This is a genomic window from Pseudomonas sp. T8, assembly GCF_024610635.1.
GTDB lineage: Bacteria > Pseudomonadota > Gammaproteobacteria > Pseudomonadales > Pseudomonadaceae > Aquipseudomonas > Aquipseudomonas chlororaphis_I.
The window spans coordinates 1,679,464-1,699,393 of record NZ_CP102374.1; the positions used below are offsets into that span (position 1 = coordinate 1,679,464).

A 19,930-nucleotide genomic window follows, 5' to 3' on the forward strand; every position below is an offset into this window, starting at 1 on the left:
CAGCCAGCGTTTGACCGAGTGAGCGAGCGACGCGCCCGCCCACTCACTCAGTGCGGAGCGCGGGGGATGGTCTTGAGCAGGTCTTCGGGGCTGATGTGGCCGACCACGCTGCCCGGTTGCGGCATGTTGAGGATGTGGCCTTTCATCTTGCCGATGATGTGCATCTCGCACGGCTTGCAGTCGAACTTCAGGGTCAGTACTTCGTCGCCGTGAATCAGCTGCATCGGCGCCACCTTGGTACGCACGCCGGTCACACCCTTGGCCTGTTTCGGGCACAGGTTGAAGGAGAAACGCAGGCAGTGCTTGGTGATCATCACCGGCACTTCGCCGGCCTCTTCGTGGGCCTCGTAGGCCGCATCGATCAGCTTCACGCCATGGCGGTGATAGAAGTCGCGAGCCTTCTGGTTGTAGACGTTGGCCAGGAACGACAGGTGCGATTCCGGGTACACCGGCGGCGGCGTGGTCTCGGCCTTGCGGCTGCCACGCGGGTGGGCGGCGATCCGCGCGGCGGTCAAGGCTTCGATCACCTCACGGCGCAACGCCTTGAGCTGGGAGTTGGGGATGAAGTACGCCTGCGGCGCATCGAGCTTGATGTCGATGGCGTGGTACTGCGTGGTACCGAGCTGGCCGAGCAGGTCCTGCAGTTGCTCCAGCGCCTGTTCCGGCTTGTTGGCGACGCCGAACGGGCCGTTCAGGGTCACGCTGGCGCTGATCCCTTCTTCACTGGTCGCGGTCACTTCCAGTTGCTCTTCACGCAGGCGCGCGACCCAGCTCAGGGCCACGCGACGTTCGGCGGAAGTCTTCTGCAGGGCTTGTTGCCAGTTGTGATCGAGGTTGCGGTTCAGCGGGTGGTTCGGCCGCAGCTTGTAAAGGCCTTCCGGCATCTCGTTGGGCTCGACGCGATAGCGATAGCGTTTCTCGCCGTCCTCTTCGAACTCGCCCTTGGGCTCGGCGATGTTGGCGCGGAACCCCACCACTTCGCGCTTGACCAGCACGTTGAGGCCGTCACCGTTGGACAGCGGCTCATGGGTCACCACTTGCAGGTCGCGCTTGGCGACTTTCTCCACCACGCCCACCGGCAGGCCGGTGAAGGTCGGCGAGTCGAAGGCGCCGATGTCGATCTTGCGATCGGTGACGAAATAATCGGTGCTGCCGCGGTGGAAGGTCTTTTCCGGGTCGGGCAGGAAGAAGTGCGCGGTGCGGCCGCTGGAGGCGCGGGCCAGGTCGATACGGTCTTCGAGCACGTCGTCCAGGCGCTGGCGGTAGTAGGCGGTGATGTTCTTCACATAGCCCATGTCCTTGTAGCGCCCTTCGATCTTGAACGAGCGCACGCCGGCTTCCACCAGGGCGCGGATGTTGGCGCTCTGGTTGTTGTCCTTCATCGACAGCAGGTGCTTCTCGTAGGCGATCACGCCGCCCTTTTCATCCTTGAGGGTGTACGGCAGGCGGCAGGCCTGGGAGCAGTCGCCACGGTTGGCGCTGCGGCCGGTCTGCGCGTGGGAAATGTTGCACTGGCCAGAGAAGGCCACGCACAGCGCGCCGTGGATGAAGAACTCGATCGCCGCGTCGGTTTCGTCGGCGATGGCGCGGATTTCCTGCAAGTTCAGCTCACGGGCCAGGACCAGTTGCGAGAAACCGGCCTGGTCGAGGAACTTGGCCCGCGCCAGGGTGCGGATATCGGTCTGGGTGCTGGCGTGCAGCTCGATCGGCGGAATGTCCAGCTCCATCACGCCCAGGTCCTGGACGATCAACGCATCGACGCCTGCGTCGTACAGCTGGTGGATCAGCTTGCGCGCCGGCTCCAGCTCGTTGTCGTGGAGGATGGTGTTGAGGGTGGTGAAAATCCGCGCATGGTAGCGCCGGGCGAACTCCACCAGCTCGGCGATTTCACTCACCTCGTTGCAGGCGTTGTGGCGCGCGCCGAAGCTCGGGCCGCCGATGTACACGGCGTCGGCGCCATGCAGGATGGCCTCGCGGGCGATGGCTACATCGCGGGCAGGGCTGAGCAATTCCAGGTGATGCTTGGGCAAGGACATATTTTTTTAGTCAGGCTTGTCACGGTCGAGGCGCGCATTGTAGCGGCGAAACGCCTGACCGGCACCCGTGTACTGCCCGATGGCGCGCACTCGCCGAGCGGCGCCATCGGCTAAAGGCTGGAACTCAGGCCTTGGCCGCCATCGCGGTGACTTCCACGCGCATGCCTTCGACCGCCAGGGACGCCACGCCAACGGCGGCGCGCACCGGCCAGGGCTTGGCGAAGAAGCGCTGGTAGACCTCGTTGAACGCGGCGCGGTCGGCCATGTCGGTGAGGTAGATGGTCAGGTGCAGGACCCGGTCCATGGAGCTGCCGGCCTTTTCCAGGGCCACCTTGAGTGCCTGCAGGGTGCACTCGCTCTGCTCGGTGATGCCGCCCAGTTCCAGGCTGCCGTCGGCGCGGGTGGGAATCTGGGTGGAAACCAGGATGCCAGCGAAACCGGCAACGTCGGAGGAGATGGAGTCCGCGTCGGGATCGGGAATGAAGTCGATATCGTGGTTGGCCATGGGGCTCTCTTGTTCGGGGGTCATAAAGGATGGCCGGCGCCTTGCTGGGCAACGGCTTTGGCGCGCCAGTTTACAGCCCCGGCGCCGGGTCGTGCGGGAATCGGCTGGAAAACCCGGCCTTCCCTCCTCGCCCGGTGGCAGCCTGTAACACTCCAGGGCGCTGGCGACGCTGCCGCCCGACTATTATCCCTGCCAGGCATTTATCGCCGACAGGCCCTCGACATCCTGCTGGCCATTCGCGCATCAATACGGAGAACCAACCCATGAAGATCATGATCACCAGCGTGGTCGTCGACGACCAGGCCAAGGCCCTGGCCTTCTACCGGGATGTGCTGGGTTTTCAGCTCAAGCACGACATCGCCATGGGCGAGCATCGCTGGCTGACGCTGACCTCACCCGGCGACCCCGACGGCGTCGAGTTGCTGCTGGAGCCCGACGCCCACCCGGCCGCCAAGCCGTTCACCTCGGCGCTGAAACGCGATGGCATTCCCTTCACCTTCTTCGGGGTCGAGGATGTGCATGCCGAATATGCCCGGTTGAGTGCCCTGGGCGTGCAGTTTACCCGGCCGCCGACGGTCGCCGGCCCGGTGACCCTGGCGGTCTTCGACGACACCTGCGGCAACCTTATCCAGATCGTCCAGCAGAACTGAACAGCCATGGCATGGCGAACTGGAGGCAGGCCCTCGACGATCTCATTGGATTGCGCGAAGCCTGAATAATCAGCTTCGCGCAGATATCCACTCGCTCCCCGTTTTACGGCCTGCCGGGCACGACGCCGCCAATCATCACTGCCGTCGATCATTCAAATCATGAAAGCGGATTTTTTATTTTCCGCCGATGCCTTCAGAATGGCGCCACCTTCAATACCGTCGGACAAGTACGTCATGAATATCAATTTTGCAGTCGCCTGCATGATCGTGGTTTCCTTTGCCATCGCCCTGTTCCACACCTGATCGGTAGCCCCGCTCGACATGGCACCCGGCCATCGGCACGGGTGCAGGCCACTGACTTGCCGCGTTCCCCACGCGGCATTTGTGTTTAAAATGCCCGCCCTTTTATTGCTGGCCCTCCTTCGATGAACTCCGAAGCCCTCTCCATCCTGCACCATCACCTGCTGACAGCCCTGGCGTCCGCTCCCGCGGAAACCCGGCGCCTGTTCCATGGCCGTGGGCGTTGCTGGCCGGGGCTGGAGCAATTGACCGTCGACTGGCTGCAGGGCGTGGTGCTGGTGGCGCTGTTCAAGGAGCCGGAGCCGGAACAGCTGGAGGCGCTCAAGCAGTTGCTGCTGGCGATCAGCACCTCGCCGCAGTGGCAGGCCTGTGGCGCCCATACCCTGCTGCTGCAACACCGCTATCAGCTGCAAAGCCCGGTGGACTGGCTGGTGGGCGAACCTATCGAGGAATGGACCCTGGTCGAGGAAGGCCTGCGGTATCGGGTGGACCTGGGCAAGAAGCAGAACAACGGCCTGTTTCTCGACATGCGCTACGGTCGCAACTGGGTGCGCGCCAATGCCCGGGGCAAGCGCGTGCTGAACCTGTTCGCCTACACCTGCGGCTTCTCGGTGGCGGCCATCGAAGGCGGCGCGACCCATGTGGTCAACCTCGACATGTCGCGCCCGGCCCTGAGCCGCGGCCGCGACAATCACCGGCTCAATAGCCACGACCTGAGCCAGGTGACCTTTCTCGGCCACGACCTGTTCAAGTCCTGGAGCAAGGTGAAGAACGCCGGCCCCTACGACCTGGTGATCATCGACCCGCCTTCGTTCCAGAAAGGCAGTTTCCTGCTGACCAAGGACTACGCCCGGGTACTGCGGCGCCTGCCGGAATTGCTCACCGCCGACGGCTGCGTGCTGGCCTGTATGAACGACCCGGCCGTCGCCTCGGACTTCCTGATCGACGGCGTTACCCGCGAAGCCCCGGGACTGCGCTTCGAGCAACGCCTGGACAACCCGCCGGAGTTTCCCGATACCGATATCGAAAGCGGCCTGAAGGCCCTGGTGTTCCGCCGGGTCGAATAAGCGCGCAGCATCTCAGGTCTGACTTGCCGTAAGTCCGCACTCGCAATCCACCGCCCCAGGCCTGGGCCGCGTCGTGATGAATGCGCGGATGCCAGGCCGTAAAGCCCGGCACCTCACGCCGCCGTCACACCGGCGCCTGCACCACCTCGATGCCCAGGCGCCGGTAGTCGTCGATGCTGCCCGAGGCCAGGTGCTGCTCGGTGATCAGCGTATGCAGGCGATTGCACGGCGCCACGGCAAAGGGTTCCACCGCGCCGAGCTTGTCGGCGGTGGTCACCGCGACCACCTGGGATGCGCTGTCGAGCAGGGCCTGTTTCACCGGCACCTCGTCGAAGTGCAGCGAGGTGATGCCGACTTCCGGATGAATCGCGCACACTCCGGTGAACAGCAGATCGGCGCGGATGCCCTGGATCAGGCGTACCGCCTCATGGCCGCCGGCGGACAGGGTCGCCGGGTTGAGCCGGCCGCCGGCGAGGATCACCTGGCTGCGCGGGTATTCGGCCAGGGCGATGGCGATCAGCGGCGAAGCGGTGACCGCGGTGATGCCGATATCGGCAGGCAGGGACTGGGCGATCAGCAGCGTGGTCGAGCCCGAGTCGAACATCACAATCTGCCCTTCCTGCACCCGCTGCGCGCCGAGCCTGGCCAGGTGGCGCTTGACCTCGCTGCTTTCGCCCAGGCGGGTGAACACATCCTTGCCGGTGTCCTTGGGTCGTGGCAGCGCGCCGCCATGCACCCGCTGCAGCAGCCCGGCATCGGCCAGCTCCGCCAGGTCGCGGCGGATGGTGTCCTCCGAGACCGCGAAATGCTGGCCAAGCTCGGAGGCCATGACCTTGCCGTCGCGCTCGAGCAGCAACAGGATCTTCTGCCGGCGCACATGGGGCAGCTCGGCGACTGAATGCTGGTTTTGCATGGTTATGCCTGTTTTTGCGTGTTTATGCGAGATTAGCCAAGACCCTGCCCAAACACAACGCTCACCCTGCGCATTGGCCGCCGGGGCTCAGGCTTGCTTTACTGATTCAATCCCAGGTCGAACCTGTCCCGCCTACAGGCCGTGCGGCACCAGGACGTCCCCCATGATTGAAGAGGTAGCGCGCGATGGAACGTCTCAGTGCCAAAGACTTCGCCCCCGAGTTGCTCGAACTCTACGACTACTACGCCCACGGCAAGATCAGCCGCCGCGAGTTCCTCGACCGGGCTGCGGCCTTCACCCTGGTCGGGCTGACCGCCAGCGCCACCCTCGCCGCCCTGACGCCGAACTACGCCCTGGCCGAACAGGTGTCGTTCACCGACCCGCAGATCGTCGCCGAATACATCACCTACCCCTCGCCCAAGGGCCACGAACAGGTCCGGGGTTACCTGGTGCGCCCGGCAAATGCCGAAGGCAAGTTGCCGGCGGTGGTGGTGGCCCATGAAAACCGCGGGCTCAACCCCTATATCGAGGACGTCGCGCGGCGCCTGGCCAAGGCCGGTTTCATCGCCCTGGCCCCCGACGGCCTGACGTCGGTCGGCGGCTACCCGGGCAACGACGACAAGGGCCGCGAACTGCAACAGAAGGTCAATCCGGAAAAGCTGATGAACGACTTTTTCGCCGCCATCGAATGGCTGCTCGAGCACGACGCCAGCACCGGCAAGGTCGGCATCACCGGCTTCTGCTATGGCGGCGGGGTGGCCAATGCCGCGGCCGTGGCCTATCCCGAACTGGCGGCGGCCGTGCCCTTCTATGGGCGCCAGCCGGACAGCGCGGACGTCAAACGAATCCAGGCGCCACTGCTGCTGCACTACGCCGAACTGGACACGCGCATCAACGAAGGCTGGCCGGCCTACGAGCAGGCGCTGAAAGCCGCGGGCAAGACTTACGAGGCTTATATCTATCCCGGGGTGAACCACGGTTTTCACAACGACTCGACCCCGCGCTACGACGAGGCAGCCGCCACCCTGGCCTGGGACCGGACGCTGGCGTGGTTTCGCAAATACCTGGTTTAGGCCAACGGCTGACAGCATTTAAAGACGACGGCGCGAGCGCGCCGTCGCCTGCACTCAGCAGCTCACTCCTTCAGCAACGCCGTGGCGATCACCGTGCCCATGGGCGTCGGTTGCGGATCGTTCTGGTGCTGCACCGCATTCAACGCCCAGGCTTCCAGCTGCACCCGGTCCTTCTGGAAGATCATCATGTGGGTCGAACCGCCGAACTCGAAATGCCCGATCTCGGTGCCGCGGGTGATGTTCACCGGGGCGGCGCCTTGGTCAACGATGAACTGGGGTTCGATCACGCAGGTCGAGACCTCGACCATGCCGATGCAGATCAGCGCGACATACCCGCAGGTCGGGTGCTCAAAGACAAAGATCGCCCGGGCGGCGACATGCCCCAGGTACGGCTGCGACTCGGTGCCCTCCCAGGTGCCCTCGCCTTCGCCCTGGGCCGGACGCTGGGCGAAATAGGTGCCCGGCTGCACCCAGGAGCGCACCAGCTTGCCGTCGAGCGGCGCGTTCCAGCGGTGATAGTGGGTCGCCGAGAGGAAGCCCTGGTACGCCTGCCCACCCTGGAACGGAGCGGCCCACTGCTCCTGGCCGCCGAACAGGTCGAGCAGCGAATAATTGACGTCCTTGATCCAGAATTCGGTCTCGAACGCCACGTTGTTTTCGTACTGCCAGGGCGTGGTCTCGCAGCCGATATTGACCTGGGTGAGCGCGTTGCCCTGGAACGGCCGCGCGCCAGGCACGAACTTGCGGATGAAGAACGCATTCCAGGAATCGAAGCCGTAGCCGGGCAGGTTCGGATCATGCTCCATCTGCGTCCAGACCCCGGCCTCGTGGGCCGCCTTGGAGATCCACGAGCCTTCTTTTTCCGGGTCGTTGATATCCAGCTTGTCGAGGGACGCGCTGCTCTTGAGGAAGCTGTTCCAGGCGTTGAGCACCTTCTTGAACTGCTGGTTGAAGGTCGTGTCATGGAACAGCGCGACGCCCGCCTCGGTGCCCATCGACACCGCCAGGAAGGCGTTCATCGGCGTGCCGACCTGGGCCGTGGCGTTGAACGACGATGAGGTGCTGATGATCTCGTTGAGGATCTCGAAGAAGCTGTCATAGCCGGCGATCCACAGCGCATCGCCGTCCGAGTCCTTGATCTGCTCCTGGGTCGCCTCGTCCAGGGTCGCCACGTAGGCGTTCGACTGTTCGATCATCGAGTTGACCCACATGCGGTACACGCTGTTGTGGGTGACCCAGGTCTTGAACTCGATGATTTCCGCGCGCATCGGGGTCAGGGTGCCGGCCTTTTTCTTCTCGGCGATCAGGTTGCGCAGCGGCACCAGGAACCTGGCCGTGGCCCATACCCGGTTGGGCACCCAGAAGCCCATCTGGATCGGTCCGGCGTTGGCCAGCGTGAGGCGCTCGGCGCCGGTGCTTTCCAGGCGCGCCTGCCGCGAAGGCTGTTTGGGGTTGTTGAGCTGTTTGTCGTACTGAGTCATTTCTTTACTCCTTTAAAGAGGCGGCGCCCGGGCGGCGATGGCGCGGGCGCGACCAGACTGCGGTGAGGTACTGGCCAGCAAACGACTGCTCCAGCAGGCGTTCATGTCAGGGGGGCGACAAGGGTTGTGTACGGGGTTGAACGACACTCCGTGTCCTTCTCGCAATGCCGGTCCCAGGCAGAATGCGGCGGCCGAACGGCCATCTACAGGCGCGACTTGCCTGGACAAGTAAAGCTGCTCGCGCGTTTTTTGGAGGGGCTGCCGGAAAAATTCATGGGCAGGCGGCAACAGGTTGCTCAGGGCGGTGTTTTGCAACATTGATAGCCAACAGCCATCAGTCGATAATCCCGCCCCACCAATTCCCCCACGCAAGGCAATGCCGTGAATAAATCCCTGCTGTTCGTCCCTCTGCTCGCGCTGTTGCTACAAGGCTGTGGCGTGACCATGACGCGTTATGAACCGAGTTACGACAACGTTCAACGACTCAAGCAAACCCCGCCTCTGCAGGCGATCAGCGATACCCAGGTAACGGCCGCCGCCGGCCAGGGCTCGCTGTCGGTCCGCGCCAATCCGATCCGCTCGCCCAGCGGCAGCATCCCCTCGCATATTCAGGACGCCATCAACGAAGAACTGCGCCGCGCCGGCCTGCTGGACCCACAGGCGCAGCGGCACCTACAAGTGCTGGTGCTGAAGAATGAACTGAGCGCCGGCATGGCCAGCGGTCATGGCGAACTCGCGGCGCGCTTCACCCTGCTCAAGGGCAGCGAGGTGGCTTATGAGGCGACCCAGACCGTGAGCAGCCACTGGGGTAGCAGCTTCTTCGGCCCCATCGCTATCCCCAACGCCGCCAATGCCTACAACCCGCTGGTGCGGGATTTGCTGAAGGCCCTGTACAGCGACCCGCAGTTCATCCAGGCGCTGAAATAAGGGCAAAAAAAAGAGCCGCTCAAGCGGCTCTTTTTTCGGTTCAGGCCTGCGGCCTACGGGACTCCAGGGCCGAATATTTCAGGCTGTTGCGCTCGACCATCTGCTTGAGCAGCGCGTTGACCTGACGGCTGAAGGTATCGCTCACCGCTTCCTTCGGCGTATTGCCCATCAACGGCACGAACCAGATGCCCATCCAGGTATTGATCCCATCATGGTTGCTGGCGCTGCTGACAGCCTGGCCCTGTGGGTCCAGCGCCTCGAGGCTCATGGTGTATTGATCGGTCGCCATCGTCGGGATGAGAGTGAAAGTCAGGCCGCTGATAAAGGCCATGACCGTCTGCCCGCCACTGGGCGGATGGTTGTAGACCTTCAGCCGCAGATTGTAATCGCCCGGCTGCTTCTGGAATTCGTCCAGGGTCACGCGCCCGAAGAGCCCGGAGTCGCTCAAGACTTTTTGCAACTGGGGCTTGAGCATGTCGCGCGCCTGCGGCACTTCGACGGCCGAAGCGCTTTGAGGCTCGCCCTGATAGAACGCGAAATTCACATAGACATTCGGCTTGTTGGCGTAGCTGGACATGGACGGCATATCCACCGCAGCCACTTCGTCCTTGGTGAAGCTGGCGCAACCGGTCAGCGCGAGCATCAGGGACAGGCCCAGAATCTTTCCAATCTTCATTGCGGTTTCCTTAGGTTGGGTAGCGGAGCGCCTCCATGGCTGGAGTGGCCGCGGCGATTCTAGAGAGTGGCGAACAATATCAAAAGGCCATCAATGAAAAATTCTTCGCGACAACCGTGATCCCTCGCTGTACCGCACCTGCCACCCACCCCACGCCTGACCCAGCATCACCCATCTGCTGACCAATGATCTTTTGTCAGCCCCGCGCGCCCGATAGTTAACTCTCGCCCCGCGAAGTCCTTTGACGGACCCCGTCACAAAATCAATAAGAGGGTTGGCCGATGCAAAGCAGTGGCGCGTTGCTGTGGGTGTTGTTGGCCGCGATCGTGATGATCGTGGTGTTGATTGTCAGGTTCCGGGTGCATGCCTTTCTCGCGCTGATCGCCGCCTGCGGCCTGGTCGGGGTGGGTTCGGGGATGCCCTTGAATGCCATGCTCGAATCCTTCCAGAAGGGCCTGGGCGATACCCTGGGGTTTCTCGCCGCGATCATCGGGCTGGGCAGCATCCTCGGCAAGATGCTCGAGGAATCGGGCGGCGCCGAACGCATCGCCCAGACCCTGCTCAACACCCTGGGCGAGCAGCGCGCGTCCTGGGTGATGATGCTGGTGGGGTTCATCGCCGGTATCCCGGTGTTCTTCGAGGTCGGCTATATCCTGCTGATTCCGCTGGTGTACGTGGTGGCCAAGGAAACCCGGCTCAACCTGCTGTACCTCGGCGTGCCGCTGGCGGTGTCGCTGATGTGCGTGCACTGCATGCTGCCGCCCCACCCCGCGGCCATGGCCATTACCCACTTGCTGGGGGCCGACGTCGGCAAGGTGATCCTCTATGGCCTGATCGTCGGCCTGCCCACCGCCATGGTCGCCGGGCCGCTATGGATCCGCCTGGTGGCGCGCCGCCAGGCCGAACCCTGGCAAGCGGCCTTCCTCGAGGAGCGTTGCCAGGCCCGTGGCGCGCGAGTGCTGCCGGGCTTCTGGCTGACCCTGCTGACCATTTTGCTGCCGCTGCTGCTGATGATCGGCAAGACCTTCGCCAGCGCCCTGCCCGCCGGCTCGACCCTGTCCGTGCTGCTGTCGTTCTTCGGCAACCCGCTGGTGGCGCTGGTGATCGCCGTGGTCTTCGCCTACTGGTCCCTGGGCCTGCGCCGTGGCCTGTCGATGTTGGACCTGCTGGGGCACACCCAGAAAAGCCTGCCGCCGCTGGCCAGCATCCTGCTGATCATCGGTGCCGGCGGCGCCTTCAACGGCATCCTGATCGACAGCGGCGTGGGCAAGGTGCTGGCCGACTCCCTGACCCGGCTGGACATCAACCCGGTGGTGCTGGCCTGGCTGGTGGCGGGGCTGATGCACTTCGCGGTGGGTTCGGCGACCGTGGCCATGATGAGCGCCGCCGCCATCGTACTGCCGACCCTGGGCGTCGACTCCGGCTACAGCAAGGAGATCATCGTGGTCGCCATCGGCGCCGGGGCCATCGGCTGGACCCACGTCACCGACTCGGCCTTCTGGGTGGTCAAGGAGTACCTCGGGGTGTCGCTGGCCGACGCGCTCAAGACCTTCACCAGCGCCACGGTCCTGGCCTCGGTGGTGGCCCTGCTGCTGACCCTGGGCCTCGCTCATTTCATTTAAAACCTTTGTCACAGGAGTCATCCCCATGATCGCAGGCCAGCCACTCGCTACCTGGACCCGCCGCTACCCGCTGCTCGAAGAGCTGATGGCGTTGCGCGAAACCACCTGGTTCACCCCCACCCGCGCGCGCCTGGCCGATGGCCTGAGCGACCTTGCGCTGAGCGCCGCCGACGTGGCCGACGCCAGCGCGCGCCTCGAGCGTTTCGCCGCGTATTTTCGCGTGGCCTTTCCCGAGACCCTGGCCAACAACGGCATTCTCGAATCGCCGATCCAGCCGCTGCCGGCCTTGCAGACGGTACTGGCTGCTCGTTACGGCCAAGCCCTGCCCGGCGCGCTGTGGATCAAGCAGGACAGCCACCTGCCGATCTCCGGGTCGATCAAGGCGCGCGGCGGTATCTATGAAGTACTCAAGCACGCCGAACACCTGGCCCTGGAGGCCGGCCTGCTGCGCCTGGACCAGGACTACAGCGTGCTCGACTCGCCCGAGGCCCGGGCGCTCTTCAGCCGCTACCGGATCGCCGTGGGTTCCACCGGCAACCTGGGCTTGTCCATCGGCCTGATGGGCGCCCGGCTGGGGTTCCAGGTCACGGTGCACATGTCCGCCGACGCCCGCCAATGGAAGAAGGACAAGCTGCGCGCCCACGGGGTGAGTGTCATGGAGTACGAAAGCGACTACAGCATCGCCGTGGCCCAGGGGCGCCAGCAGGCCAGCGCCGATCCGGCCTGCCATTTCGTCGATGACGAGAACTCCACCGACCTGTTCCTCGGCTACGCCGTGGCCGCCGAGCGCCTGAGCCGGCAACTGCAACAGGCCGGGGTCCGGGTCGATGCCCAGCATCCGCTGTTCGTCTACCTGCCCTGCGGCGTCGGTGGCGGCCCTGGCGGCGTGGCGTTCGGCTTGAAGCTGGCGTTCGGCGACGCCGTTCACTGTATATTTGCCGAGCCCACCCATTCGCCGTGCATGCTGCTCGGGGTGCACACCGGGCTGCATGACGAGGTGTCGGTGCAGGACTTCGGCATCGACAACCTCACCGCCGCCGACGGCCTGGCCGTCGGCCGCGCCTCGGGGTTTGTCGGCCGCGCCATGCAGCGGCTGATCGAGGGTTACTACACGGTCAGCGACGACGAACTGCATGCCCTGGTCTGGCTGATGGCCAAGCACCAACAGCTGCACCTGGAGCCCTCGGCGGTGGCCGGTGTCCCGGGCATCGCCCGCGTGCAGGCGCAGCGCGAGCAGTACCTGCGGCGCAGCGGCATGAGCGCCGAGGCGTACACCCGGGCCACTCACCTGGTCTGGGCCACGGGCGGCAGCATGGTCCCGGACACCGAGATGCAGGCTTATCTGGCGCAAGGTGCCCGGGTGCTGCAAGGCTCATAACAGACCGACAGGAGAAGCGCCGGCTTGTACAACCTACCGCCCCGACTGGACGCCAAGCTCAACAGCAGCCAGTTCTCGAACCTGTTCACCTTCCAGGTCGCGGCCCGTCACCTGAGCTTCAGCAAGGCCGCCGATGAGTTGTGCCTGACCGCCAGCGCGGTCAGCCATCGCATCGCCCGGCTGGAGGCGGAGCTGTCGATCCAGCTGTTCCGCCGGCTGACCCGGCAGGTTGAACTGACCGAGGCCGGCGAGCGTATTTTTGCGATTCTCCAGCAGACCCTGGGCGACCTGTCCGAAGTCCTGGCCCAGCCGGTCGACGCCGACCTGGCCGGGCCGCTGACCCTCTACGCCCATCCGTCCATCGCCCATTCCTGGCTGGTGCCGCGCCTGGCCGAGTTCGGCCTGCGCTTTCCCGGGGTCCGGCTTGACCTGCGCGTAGGCAACGACCGCATCGACTTCCGCACCCGGCAGATCGACCTGGCGCTGTATTACGGCAATGGCGAGTTCCATGGGCTGGTGGCGCACAAGCTGATGCAGGAACGGGTCGCGCCGGTGTGCAGCCCGCAATACGCCGAACGCCATGGATTGACCGGGGCGGTCGAGCAACTGCAGCAGTGCACCCTGCTGCATGACTCACTGGCCTGGGACCACGCCACCTTCGACTCCGAATGGGCGCTGTGGATTCGCCAGCATGGCGACGGCGTGCCCATGCCGAAACGCGGGGTGACTTTCGATCGCTCGGACCTCTGCGTCACCGCCGCCATCCACCATGCCGGCGTGGCGATCGGGCGCGAGCACCTGGTCAGCGAGGCCATCGGGCAAGGCCGGCTGGTGCTGCCGTTCACCGGGTTTACCCGCAGCGGCGAATACGATTACTACATCGTCCACCCGACCCTGGAGGCCCTGCCACGACGGGTCTCGGCCTGTATTGCCTGGTTGCAGGAGTGTGCGGCGCAAACGCCGGGAATCTGAAGGCCGGCACGCAATGGCCGGCCGGGGAGGATCAGCGGCTGGCGCCGCCCTTCTTGCGCAGCGCTTTCAAGCGCTGGCTCGCCCGCTGCACCGCCGCCATCTTTTCCGGGCGCTTCATGCGCTTCCATTGGCGGATGTCGTCCTTGCTGCGCCCGCAACTCAGGCACAGGTCGCCGCTCAACTGGCAAACGGCGATGCAGGGGTTGTCGATTTCCTTGGCCATGCTTCAGCCTGGCTGCCAGTCGTCGCAGGTGCCGCGAACCATCAATGCTGCATCTTGCTGTGGTCGGCCATGTTCAGCGCGCGGGCCTGGGCCTCGACCTTGATCGACTGTTTCTCGCCCTTGGCGTTTTCCACCACCAGGGTCAGCGGCACCTTGTCGCCTTCCTTCACCTGGGCCACCAGGTCGATCAGCATCACGTGATAACCATGGGGATCCAGGGCCACGGCCTTGCCGGCCGGCAAGGCGACGAAGTCCGCCGGGCGCATGCTCATCACATCGTTGTGCATGCTCGACTGGTGAATCTGCACGATCTTGGCCACCGGCGACTCGACGCTGAGCAGCTTGCTGTCGTCGCTGGCGGTCAGGGTCATGAAGGCCCCGGTCGCCTGCTGCCCGGCGACGGTGGCGCGTACCCAGGCGTCATCGACCTGGGTCTGGGCCGCGGCCTGGCCAGCCAGGCCCAGCAGGGACAGGCCGATCAGCATGCGCTTGGCGCGTTGGGCGATAGCGGTTTTATTCAGGGCCGGGTACATCAGCAGACCTCCATGACGGTCAGTAGATCTTCCGCGCACTCTTGCGCGGTAAGCGATTGGGACAAGCCAAGGCGCAACGTGCCCCGGGAGTCGTAGACAAAACTGGTGGCGGTGTGGGACAGGGTGTAGGTCGAACCGCTGGGGATCTTCTCGTAGAACACGTCGAATTCCTTGGCCGTGGCCGCGGTCTGCTCCAGCGTGCCGTACAGCGCGACGAACGACGGGTCGAAGGCCTTGACGTAGGCGTCGAGGACTTCCGGGGTATCCCGCTCGGGATCCAGGGTGATGAAGATCACCTGCAGGCGGTCGCCGTCGCGGCCCATCAGTTTCTTGGCCTGGGCCGCGCGCGCCAGCGTCGTGGGGCAGATGGCCGGGCACTGGGTGAAACCGAAGAACACCATCGGCATCAGGCCGCTATAGCTTGAGAGCGTCCTGACGTTGCCCTCGGTGTCCTTGAGCTTGAAGGTACGGCCCATGATCTTGTCGCTCAGATCCTTGCCATATTTGTACGACAGCTGGCCCCGGGTATCGCAGCCGGCCAACATACCGAGGCCGAGCAGCCCCATACCTGCAATCACCTCGCGGCGACTCAACAAAACACTCATTCGTTACCGCCCTTTGAGGAGCCGAAAATCCAGACGACCCGCCGGGCGGCTCATCCGTAAAAGCCACGCATGGTAGCAAAACGCGACGCCCCGCTTCCTGCCAAATGGATGACAGGTTGTGTGCGACCATGGTCGGGTGCGGCGTTTAGCCGCGCTTTCCAGCGGCTCTCAGCCGAGCCGTGCCAGGCGCTTTTGCCAGTTGCCGCCGTTGATGCGCTGGCATTGTTCTTCGCTGTCGTACCGCACGTGGGCCGCCAGCGCCTGCAACTCCAGGCCGGCGTCATGCAGGGCCATGGCTGTCAGTTCGAGCATGCGTTCGCCCTGCCCGCAGGCCAGGGCCCGGGTCTTGCTGGCCTGGGTGTCGAAGACCCAGACCACCCTCAGGCTGGCGGGAAACGCCGCGTGATCGGCCACATGGGTCAGCCAGGAGAACCCGACGATTTCCGCCTTGGCGGTTTCGCAGGCATCGGTGAGGCTGGCGACCAGGCGGCGTTCGAGACGCGCCTACTCGCGTTTGCTTGATGGCATGGAGGCTCCTTGGCGGCCCGGCATCGATCGCCGGGCTGTGCGGCTGCGCAGTCTTGCCGCCAGCGCCCGGCAATACAAGCCCCGGGTGGCCGGCGCAGAGGTTATTCCGTAACATTCGCCGCCTTTCGACATTCCCTCGCAACCCCGGCCGCTCTCCTGGCCGCCCTCTCAGGTAAACCATGAAACCCGCTCGCCTTCGCGCCGACGTCCTGGCCGGACTCACCACCTCTTTCGCGCTGGTGCCCGAGTGCATCGCCTTCGCCCTGGTCGCCCACCTCAACCCGCTGATGGGCCTGTATGGCGCCTTTATCATCTGCACCCTGACCGCGCTGTTCGGCGGCCGCCCGGGGATGATTTCCGGCGCCGCCGGGTCGATGGCGGTGGTGATCGTCGCGCTGGTGGTGCAACACGGCGTGCAGTACCTGCTGGCCACGGTGCTGCTGGGCGGCCTGGTCATGATCGCCTTCGGCCTGCTGCGCCTGGGCAAGCTGGTGCGGATCGTGCCGTATCCGGTGATGCTCGGCTTCGTCAACGGCCTGGCGATCATCATCGCCCTGGCCCAACTGGAACACTTCAAGGCCGATGAACGCTGGCTCAGCGGTACGCCCCTGTGGCTGATGCTCGGGCTGGTGGCGCTGACCATGGCGATCGTCTACCTGCTGCCGCGCCTGAGCCGCGCGGTGCTGCCGGCGCTGGTGGCGATCCTCGGGGTCGGCCTGCTGGTCTACCTGCTGGGCCTGCCGACCCGCACCCTGGGCGACATGGCCCATATCGCCGGCGGCCTGCCGCGCCTGGCGTTGCCGGATATCCAGTGGAACCTGGAGACCCTGGGCATCATTGCCCCCTACGCCTTCCTGATGGCCATGGTCGGCCTGCTGGAAACACTGCTGACCCTCAACCTCACCGACGAAATCACCGAAAGCCGCAGCTTCCCGGACCGCGAATGCGTGGCCCTGGGCGCGGCCAATATCGCCTCCGGCCTGTTCGGCGGCATGGGCGGTTGCGCGATGATCGGCCAGACCGTGATCAACCTCAGCTCCGGTGGTCGTGGCCGGCTGTCCGGGGTGGTCGCCGGGACGATGATCCTGCTGTTCGTGCTGTTCCTCTCGCCCTTGATCGAGCGCATTCCGCTGGCGGCGCTGGTCGGGGTGATGTTCGTGGTGGCCCAGCAGACCTTCGCCTGGGGCTCGCTGCGGGTGCTGCACAAAGTGCCGCTGAACGACATGCTGGTGATAGTTGCGGTGACCATCATCACCGTGTTCACCGACCTCGCCATCGCGGTGCTGTGCGGCATCGTTATCGCCGCCCTCAACTTCGCCTGGCAGCACTCGCGCGAGCTCTACGCCGACAGCCACGAGGAAGCCGACGGCAGCAAGCTGTACCGGGTCCACGGCACCCTGTTCTTCGCCTCGACCACCTCCTTCCTCAACCACTTCGACCCGGCGGGCGACCCGGCCCAGGTGACCCTCGACTGCCGCCACCTGAGCTTCGTCGACTACTCGGCCATCGCCGCCCTGAAAACCCTGCGCGAACGCTACGGCAAGGCCGGCAAGCACCTGCGGGTGACGCACCTGTCCGAGCGCTGCAAGCAGTTGCTCAAACGCGCGGGCATCCAGCACGGCTGAGATCGGGCCTACGGAGCCGCCTGCCGGGGCCTTGCGGCGCTCCACAAACGCCTTTACACCCCCGCCCCGTTTCCTTACTGTCGGGCAGCCTCGGCCTCAAGCGGAGCTGTTTGCCCCATACATTGCATAGACGGAGTGAGTCATGTCAGGGAAAGACCTGTTGCTCAACAGCATCGAGACACTGAAAGAAAACTTGATGCTTGGGCACAAGCAATCGCAAAAGTACCCTTCGACGGTCATCGGCAACGAAAGGGAACTCATTATCGAAAGCCTGCTGGCTCGGGTTCTGCCGCACAACATCCGCTATGGCTCCGGCGTCATCATGGACGGCTACGGAAAAACCACGGGCCAGATCGATATCGTCCTCGAGTGCGAGCAAAGCTTCAGCCTGCCCATCACCTCCGGCAAGCAACGGCTGTACTTTGCCGATACCGTGGCGGCCGCCATCGAAGTGAAGTCCGACCTGCGGAAGCAGAAGGTCGAGGCATTCGCACAAAGCCATGCGGTCCAACAGCTACAACGGAAAAAGTCGAAAGAGAAGTTCATTTTCAGAAATGAATACCTGGTCCCGTCCTACATCATTGCTTTCAAAGGACCGGACAAAGACACCATTGCCAAGTGGCTGTTTGAAGAATGCAGAGAGAAAAATCAGCATTACCCCACAGGAATCCTCTGCCTGGAACCCGCTTACTTTTTCAGCTTTGAACCCTCTGGAAACTTCGAGGCATCCGGGGACAGCGCGGTTTTCGCGTTTCTGTGCAGCCTCTCCAATTGGCTTTCCTTCAACAGAGACAGCCGCTTCGACATCAAGAGCTACGTCTCGCTCCTGGATGAAGCCGAGGACGACTGACGACAGTCGACGCCCCCCGCAAATACCTGAAAAACAGAAGGCGAGCCGCAGCTCGCCTTTCTTCATCGGCCGAGCACGGGGTGCTCCGGTCAAAACAGCGACATCATTGTGATATCATCGCCACCTTTCCGGCCAGGGCCCGTGCAACCCCGTCCATACCGGAAGCCCCCATAAAGAAGGTGCCACGATGCGCCTCCCGCCTGCCTTGCCTGCAAGAACCGACGACGCCCCGGAGTCTTTCCGAGCGCGCGCCGCTTTGCTGCGAACCTGCCGGATGCCGCGCAGGTTGTGCCTTTTGCCGCCACAAGGAACACAGTCATGCTTTTACGATCGATGAACATTTCCCGCCGTGCAGGCCTCAGTTTTGCCCTGATCGCGCTGCTGGCGGTTGCGCTCGGAACCTTCTCCCTGCTGGAAATGCGCCGCATGAACGAGCAGTCGCTCGAGGTCGACAGGAACTGGCTGCCCTCGATCGTCGCAGCCAACGCCATGGCCCTGACCAGCACCCAGATCCGTACCCTGACCCTGCGCCAGCTGGTGGTGCGCGACAGAAGCGACGTCGAGGCCCTGCTGGACCGGATCAATCAGCTCGAGGAGCAGTTGTCGGCCCAGCAGCTGGTCTACGAAAAACTCAGTATCGCCCCCGAGGAAAAGGCCGCGTACGCGCGCTACCTGGGCGTCAAGGCGCTGTACCTCAAGGACCAGCAGCGCGTCCTCGACCTGGCGCGCCAGGGCCGCAAGGACGAAGCGATCGCGATCGTCGACGGCGGCCCTTTCCTGGCCAATGCCGACGCCATGCTCAAGGAATTGCTGACCGTGGTCGAGGTGAATACCCACGGCGGTGAAGCGGCGGCCGCGCGCAGCAACGAGGTGTTCCACAGCGCCGTCGGCCTGGTGCTGGCGATCCTGGCCATCGTGCTGGTGCTGACTGTCGGCCTGGCCATCGTACTGACCCGCAGCATCGTGCGGCCGCTGGGCCAGGCCGTGGAAGTCGCCGAGACCATCGCCAGCGGCGACCTGTGCCATGCCATCAGCGTGACCGGCAACGACGAGCCGGCGCGCCTGCTGCACGCCCTGCAACGCATGCAGAACAGCCTGCGCGGCACCCTGCAGAAGATCGCCGATTCCTCCAGCCAGCTGGCTTCGGCCGCCGAGGAGCTGCATGCGGTGACCGAAGACTCCAGCAAGACCCTGCACCAGCAGAGCAACGAACTGGAACAGGCCGCCACCGCGGTCAACGAGATGACCGCGGCCGTGGAAGAAGTGGCGCGCAACGCCGTCAGCACCTCCGAGGCGTCCCGGGAAACCGACGCCACCGCCCACCACGGTCGGCAGCAGGTGCAGCACACCGTCGACTCCATCGGCGACCTGGCCGACGAGGTGACCCGCACCTGCGAGCAGGTCGAACACCTGGCGGTGGATGTGCGCAATATCGGCCAGGTCCTGGAGGTGATCCGCTCGATCGCCGAGCAGACCAACCTGCTGGCCCTCAACGCGGCCATCGAGGCGGCCCGGGCCGGCGATGCCGGACGCGGTTTCGCCGTGGTCGCCGACGAGGTGCGGGCCCTGGCCCATCGCACCCAGCAGTCGACCCAGGAAATCGAAAGCATGATCAACACCATCGAAGAAGGCACCGAAGGTGCGGTGAGCGCCATGCGCCACAGCAACGAACGCGCCCACCTGACCCTGGAAGCCGCCCGCGCCTCGGGCCTGGCCCTGGACCAGATCACCCAGGCCATCACCTCGATCAACGAACGCAACCTGGTGATCGCCAGCGCCAGCGAAGAGCAGGCCCAGGTCGCCCGCGAGGTCGACCGCAACCTGGTGAACATCCGCGACCTGGCGACCCAGACCTCGGCCGGGGCCAACCAGAGCAACGCCGCCAGCCAGGACCTGTCACGCCTAGCGGTGGAACTCAACGGCCTGGTGACTCAGTTCAAGGTCTGACAGCCGCAGGCTCCCGCGC

General features: G+C 64.6%; 19 protein-coding genes and 2 pseudogenes. 11 read left to right on the forward strand and 10 right to left on the reverse strand.

The genetic code is table 11. The features are described from left to right. Positions 1-47: 47 nt before the first annotated feature. Positions 48-2,036, reverse strand: a complete 1,989-nt coding sequence (locus NRG23_RS07315; protein WP_016702839.1) for a U32 family peptidase — start codon at positions 2,034-2,036, stop codon at positions 48-50. Between the two features lie 124 nt (positions 2,037-2,160). After that, complete coding sequence (locus NRG23_RS07320; protein ID WP_041986839.1) at positions 2,161-2,541, reverse strand: RidA family protein; 381 nt, start codon at positions 2,539-2,541, stop codon at positions 2,161-2,163. A 263-nt stretch (positions 2,542-2,804) separates the two neighbouring features. Here NRG23_RS07320 and NRG23_RS07325 point away from each other — a divergent pair, with 263 nt between their 5' ends. After that, positions 2,805-3,191: a VOC family protein gene (locus tag NRG23_RS07325; protein ID WP_257374236.1), complete on the forward strand. Its 387-nt coding sequence runs from the start codon at positions 2,805-2,807 to the stop codon at positions 3,189-3,191. Positions 3,192-3,343: 152 nt separating this feature from the next. On the opposite strand, the gene NRG23_RS07330 is transcribed toward NRG23_RS07325, so the two are convergent. Next, positions 3,344-3,475, reverse strand: a complete 132-nt coding sequence (locus NRG23_RS07330; protein ID WP_016702842.1) for a hypothetical protein — start codon at positions 3,473-3,475, stop codon at positions 3,344-3,346. Between the two features lie 141 nt (positions 3,476-3,616). Here NRG23_RS07330 and NRG23_RS07335 point away from each other — a divergent pair, with 141 nt between their 5' ends. After that, on the forward strand, positions 3,617-4,558 hold the full coding sequence (locus NRG23_RS07335; RefSeq protein ID WP_257374237.1) for a class I SAM-dependent methyltransferase: 942 nt from the start codon (positions 3,617-3,619) through the stop codon (positions 4,556-4,558). 124 nt (positions 4,559-4,682) lie between these two features. On the opposite strand, the gene NRG23_RS07340 is transcribed toward NRG23_RS07335, so the two are convergent. Then, positions 4,683-5,471, reverse strand: a complete 789-nt coding sequence (locus NRG23_RS07340; protein ID WP_038631554.1) for a DeoR/GlpR family DNA-binding transcription regulator — start codon at positions 5,469-5,471, stop codon at positions 4,683-4,685. Between the two features lie 185 nt (positions 5,472-5,656). Here NRG23_RS07340 and yghX point away from each other — a divergent pair, with 185 nt between their 5' ends. Next, a complete protein-coding gene (yghX, locus tag NRG23_RS07345) occupies positions 5,657-6,544 on the forward strand; it encodes a YghX family hydrolase (protein WP_257374240.1) in 888 nt (295 codons plus the stop codon). Between the two features lie 62 nt (positions 6,545-6,606). Here the strand turns inward: yghX and NRG23_RS07350 are convergent, their stop codons facing one another. After that, positions 6,607-8,025: a phosphatidylserine decarboxylase family protein gene (locus NRG23_RS07350; protein WP_257374241.1), complete on the reverse strand. Its 1,419-nt coding sequence runs from the start codon at positions 8,023-8,025 to the stop codon at positions 6,607-6,609. A gap of 381 nt (positions 8,026-8,406) precedes the next feature. Here NRG23_RS07350 and NRG23_RS07355 point away from each other — a divergent pair, with 381 nt between their 5' ends. Beyond that, positions 8,407-8,952: a hypothetical protein gene (locus NRG23_RS07355; RefSeq protein WP_257374243.1), complete on the forward strand. Its 546-nt coding sequence runs from the start codon at positions 8,407-8,409 to the stop codon at positions 8,950-8,952. A gap of 40 nt (positions 8,953-8,992) precedes the next feature. Here the strand turns inward: NRG23_RS07355 and NRG23_RS07360 are convergent, their stop codons facing one another. Further along, positions 8,993-9,628: a hypothetical protein gene (locus NRG23_RS07360; protein WP_202700212.1), complete on the reverse strand. Its 636-nt coding sequence runs from the start codon at positions 9,626-9,628 to the stop codon at positions 8,993-8,995. A gap of 281 nt (positions 9,629-9,909) precedes the next feature. On the opposite strand from NRG23_RS07360, the gene NRG23_RS07365 reads away from it, so the two are divergent. Genes NRG23_RS07365 through dsdC form a run of 3 tightly spaced genes read left to right on the forward strand, consistent with a single transcriptional unit; the run spans position 9,910 to position 13,600 of the window. After that, a complete protein-coding gene (locus NRG23_RS07365; protein ID WP_257374246.1) occupies positions 9,910-11,250 on the forward strand; it encodes a GntP family permease in 1,341 nt (446 codons plus the stop codon). 25 nt (positions 11,251-11,275) lie between these two features. Further along, on the forward strand, positions 11,276-12,628 hold the full coding sequence (locus tag NRG23_RS07370; protein ID WP_257374248.1) for a D-serine ammonia-lyase: 1,353 nt from the start codon (positions 11,276-11,278) through the stop codon (positions 12,626-12,628). A 24-nt stretch (positions 12,629-12,652) separates the two neighbouring features. Continuing rightward, positions 12,653-13,600, forward strand: coding sequence for a DNA-binding transcriptional regulator DsdC (gene dsdC / locus NRG23_RS07375; protein ID WP_257374249.1), 948 nt, complete (start codon positions 12,653-12,655; stop codon positions 13,598-13,600). A gap of 31 nt (positions 13,601-13,631) precedes the next feature. Here the strand turns inward: dsdC and NRG23_RS07380 are convergent, their stop codons facing one another. From NRG23_RS07380 to NRG23_RS07395, 4 genes are all read right to left on the reverse strand, one after another. Continuing rightward, positions 13,632-13,823: a DUF1289 domain-containing protein gene (locus NRG23_RS07380; RefSeq protein ID WP_009048322.1), complete on the reverse strand. Its 192-nt coding sequence runs from the start codon at positions 13,821-13,823 to the stop codon at positions 13,632-13,634. Positions 13,824-13,864: 41 nt separating this feature from the next. Continuing rightward, the gene (locus NRG23_RS07385; protein ID WP_009048321.1) at positions 13,865-14,356 is read right to left on the reverse strand and encodes a copper chaperone PCu(A)C; all 492 of its coding nucleotides are present in this window, start codon (positions 14,354-14,356) and stop codon (positions 13,865-13,867) included. Next, a complete protein-coding gene (locus tag NRG23_RS07390) occupies positions 14,356-14,961 on the reverse strand; it encodes an SCO family protein (RefSeq protein WP_009048320.1) in 606 nt (201 codons plus the stop codon). The genes NRG23_RS07385 and NRG23_RS07390 overlap by 1 nt, the downstream gene beginning before the upstream one ends. A gap of 168 nt (positions 14,962-15,129) precedes the next feature. Continuing rightward, on the reverse strand, positions 15,130-15,447 hold the full coding sequence (locus NRG23_RS07395) for a hypothetical protein (RefSeq protein ID WP_257375131.1): 318 nt from the start codon (positions 15,445-15,447) through the stop codon (positions 15,130-15,132). 221 nt (positions 15,448-15,668) lie between these two features. Here NRG23_RS07395 and NRG23_RS07400 point away from each other — a divergent pair, with 221 nt between their 5' ends. The 4 genes and pseudogenes from NRG23_RS07400 to NRG23_RS32795 all read left to right on the forward strand — a co-directional run. Further along, a complete protein-coding gene (locus NRG23_RS07400) occupies positions 15,669-17,114 on the forward strand; it encodes a SulP family inorganic anion transporter (RefSeq protein WP_257374252.1) in 1,446 nt (481 codons plus the stop codon). 142 nt (positions 17,115-17,256) lie between these two features. Next, positions 17,257-17,964, forward strand: a complete 708-nt coding sequence (locus NRG23_RS07405; RefSeq protein ID WP_009048317.1) for a DUF6602 domain-containing protein — start codon at positions 17,257-17,259, stop codon at positions 17,962-17,964. Positions 17,965-18,297: 333 nt separating this feature from the next. After that, positions 18,298-19,005 (forward strand): annotated as a pseudogene (locus NRG23_RS32790) (MCP four helix bundle domain-containing protein); the annotation flags it as partial. A 306-nt stretch (positions 19,006-19,311) separates the two neighbouring features. Beyond that, positions 19,312-19,911 (forward strand): annotated as a pseudogene (locus NRG23_RS32795) (methyl-accepting chemotaxis protein); the annotation flags it as partial. Positions 19,912-19,930: the final 19 nt, after the last annotated feature.

Bases quoted from the DNA above. Each gene is read 5' to 3' on its own strand.
- NRG23_RS07315 (WP_016702839.1), bottom strand. From the start codon at position 2,036: ATGTCCTTGCCCAAGCATCACCTGGAATTGCTCAGCCCTGCCCGCGAT.
- NRG23_RS07320 (WP_041986839.1), bottom strand. From the start codon at position 2,541: ATGGCCAACCACGATATCGACTTCATTCCCGATCCCGACGCGGACTCC.
- NRG23_RS07325 (WP_257374236.1), top strand. From the start codon at position 2,805: ATGAAGATCATGATCACCAGCGTGGTCGTCGACGACCAGGCCAAGGCC.
- NRG23_RS07330 (WP_016702842.1), bottom strand. From the start codon at position 3,475: ATGGCAAAGGAAACCACGATCATGCAGGCGACTGCAAAATTGATATTC.
- NRG23_RS07335 (WP_257374237.1), top strand. From the start codon at position 3,617: ATGAACTCCGAAGCCCTCTCCATCCTGCACCATCACCTGCTGACAGCC.
- NRG23_RS07340 (WP_038631554.1), bottom strand. From the start codon at position 5,471: ATGCAAAACCAGCATTCAGTCGCCGAGCTGCCCCATGTGCGCCGGCAG.
- yghX (WP_257374240.1), top strand. From the start codon at position 5,657: ATGGAACGTCTCAGTGCCAAAGACTTCGCCCCCGAGTTGCTCGAACTC.
- NRG23_RS07350 (WP_257374241.1), bottom strand. From the start codon at position 8,025: ATGACTCAGTACGACAAACAGCTCAACAACCCCAAACAGCCTTCGCGG.
- NRG23_RS07360 (WP_202700212.1), bottom strand. From the start codon at position 9,628: ATGAAGATTGGAAAGATTCTGGGCCTGTCCCTGATGCTCGCGCTGACC.
- NRG23_RS07365 (WP_257374246.1), top strand. From the start codon at position 9,910: ATGCAAAGCAGTGGCGCGTTGCTGTGGGTGTTGTTGGCCGCGATCGTG.
- NRG23_RS07370 (WP_257374248.1), top strand. From the start codon at position 11,276: ATGATCGCAGGCCAGCCACTCGCTACCTGGACCCGCCGCTACCCGCTG.
- NRG23_RS07380 (WP_009048322.1), bottom strand. From the start codon at position 13,823: ATGGCCAAGGAAATCGACAACCCCTGCATCGCCGTTTGCCAGTTGAGC.
- NRG23_RS07385 (WP_009048321.1), bottom strand. From the start codon at position 14,356: ATGTACCCGGCCCTGAATAAAACCGCTATCGCCCAACGCGCCAAGCGC.
- NRG23_RS07390 (WP_009048320.1), bottom strand. From the start codon at position 14,961: ATGAGTGTTTTGTTGAGTCGCCGCGAGGTGATTGCAGGTATGGGGCTG.
- NRG23_RS07400 (WP_257374252.1), top strand. From the start codon at position 15,669: ATGAAACCCGCTCGCCTTCGCGCCGACGTCCTGGCCGGACTCACCACC.
- NRG23_RS07405 (WP_009048317.1), top strand. From the start codon at position 17,257: ATGTCAGGGAAAGACCTGTTGCTCAACAGCATCGAGACACTGAAAGAA.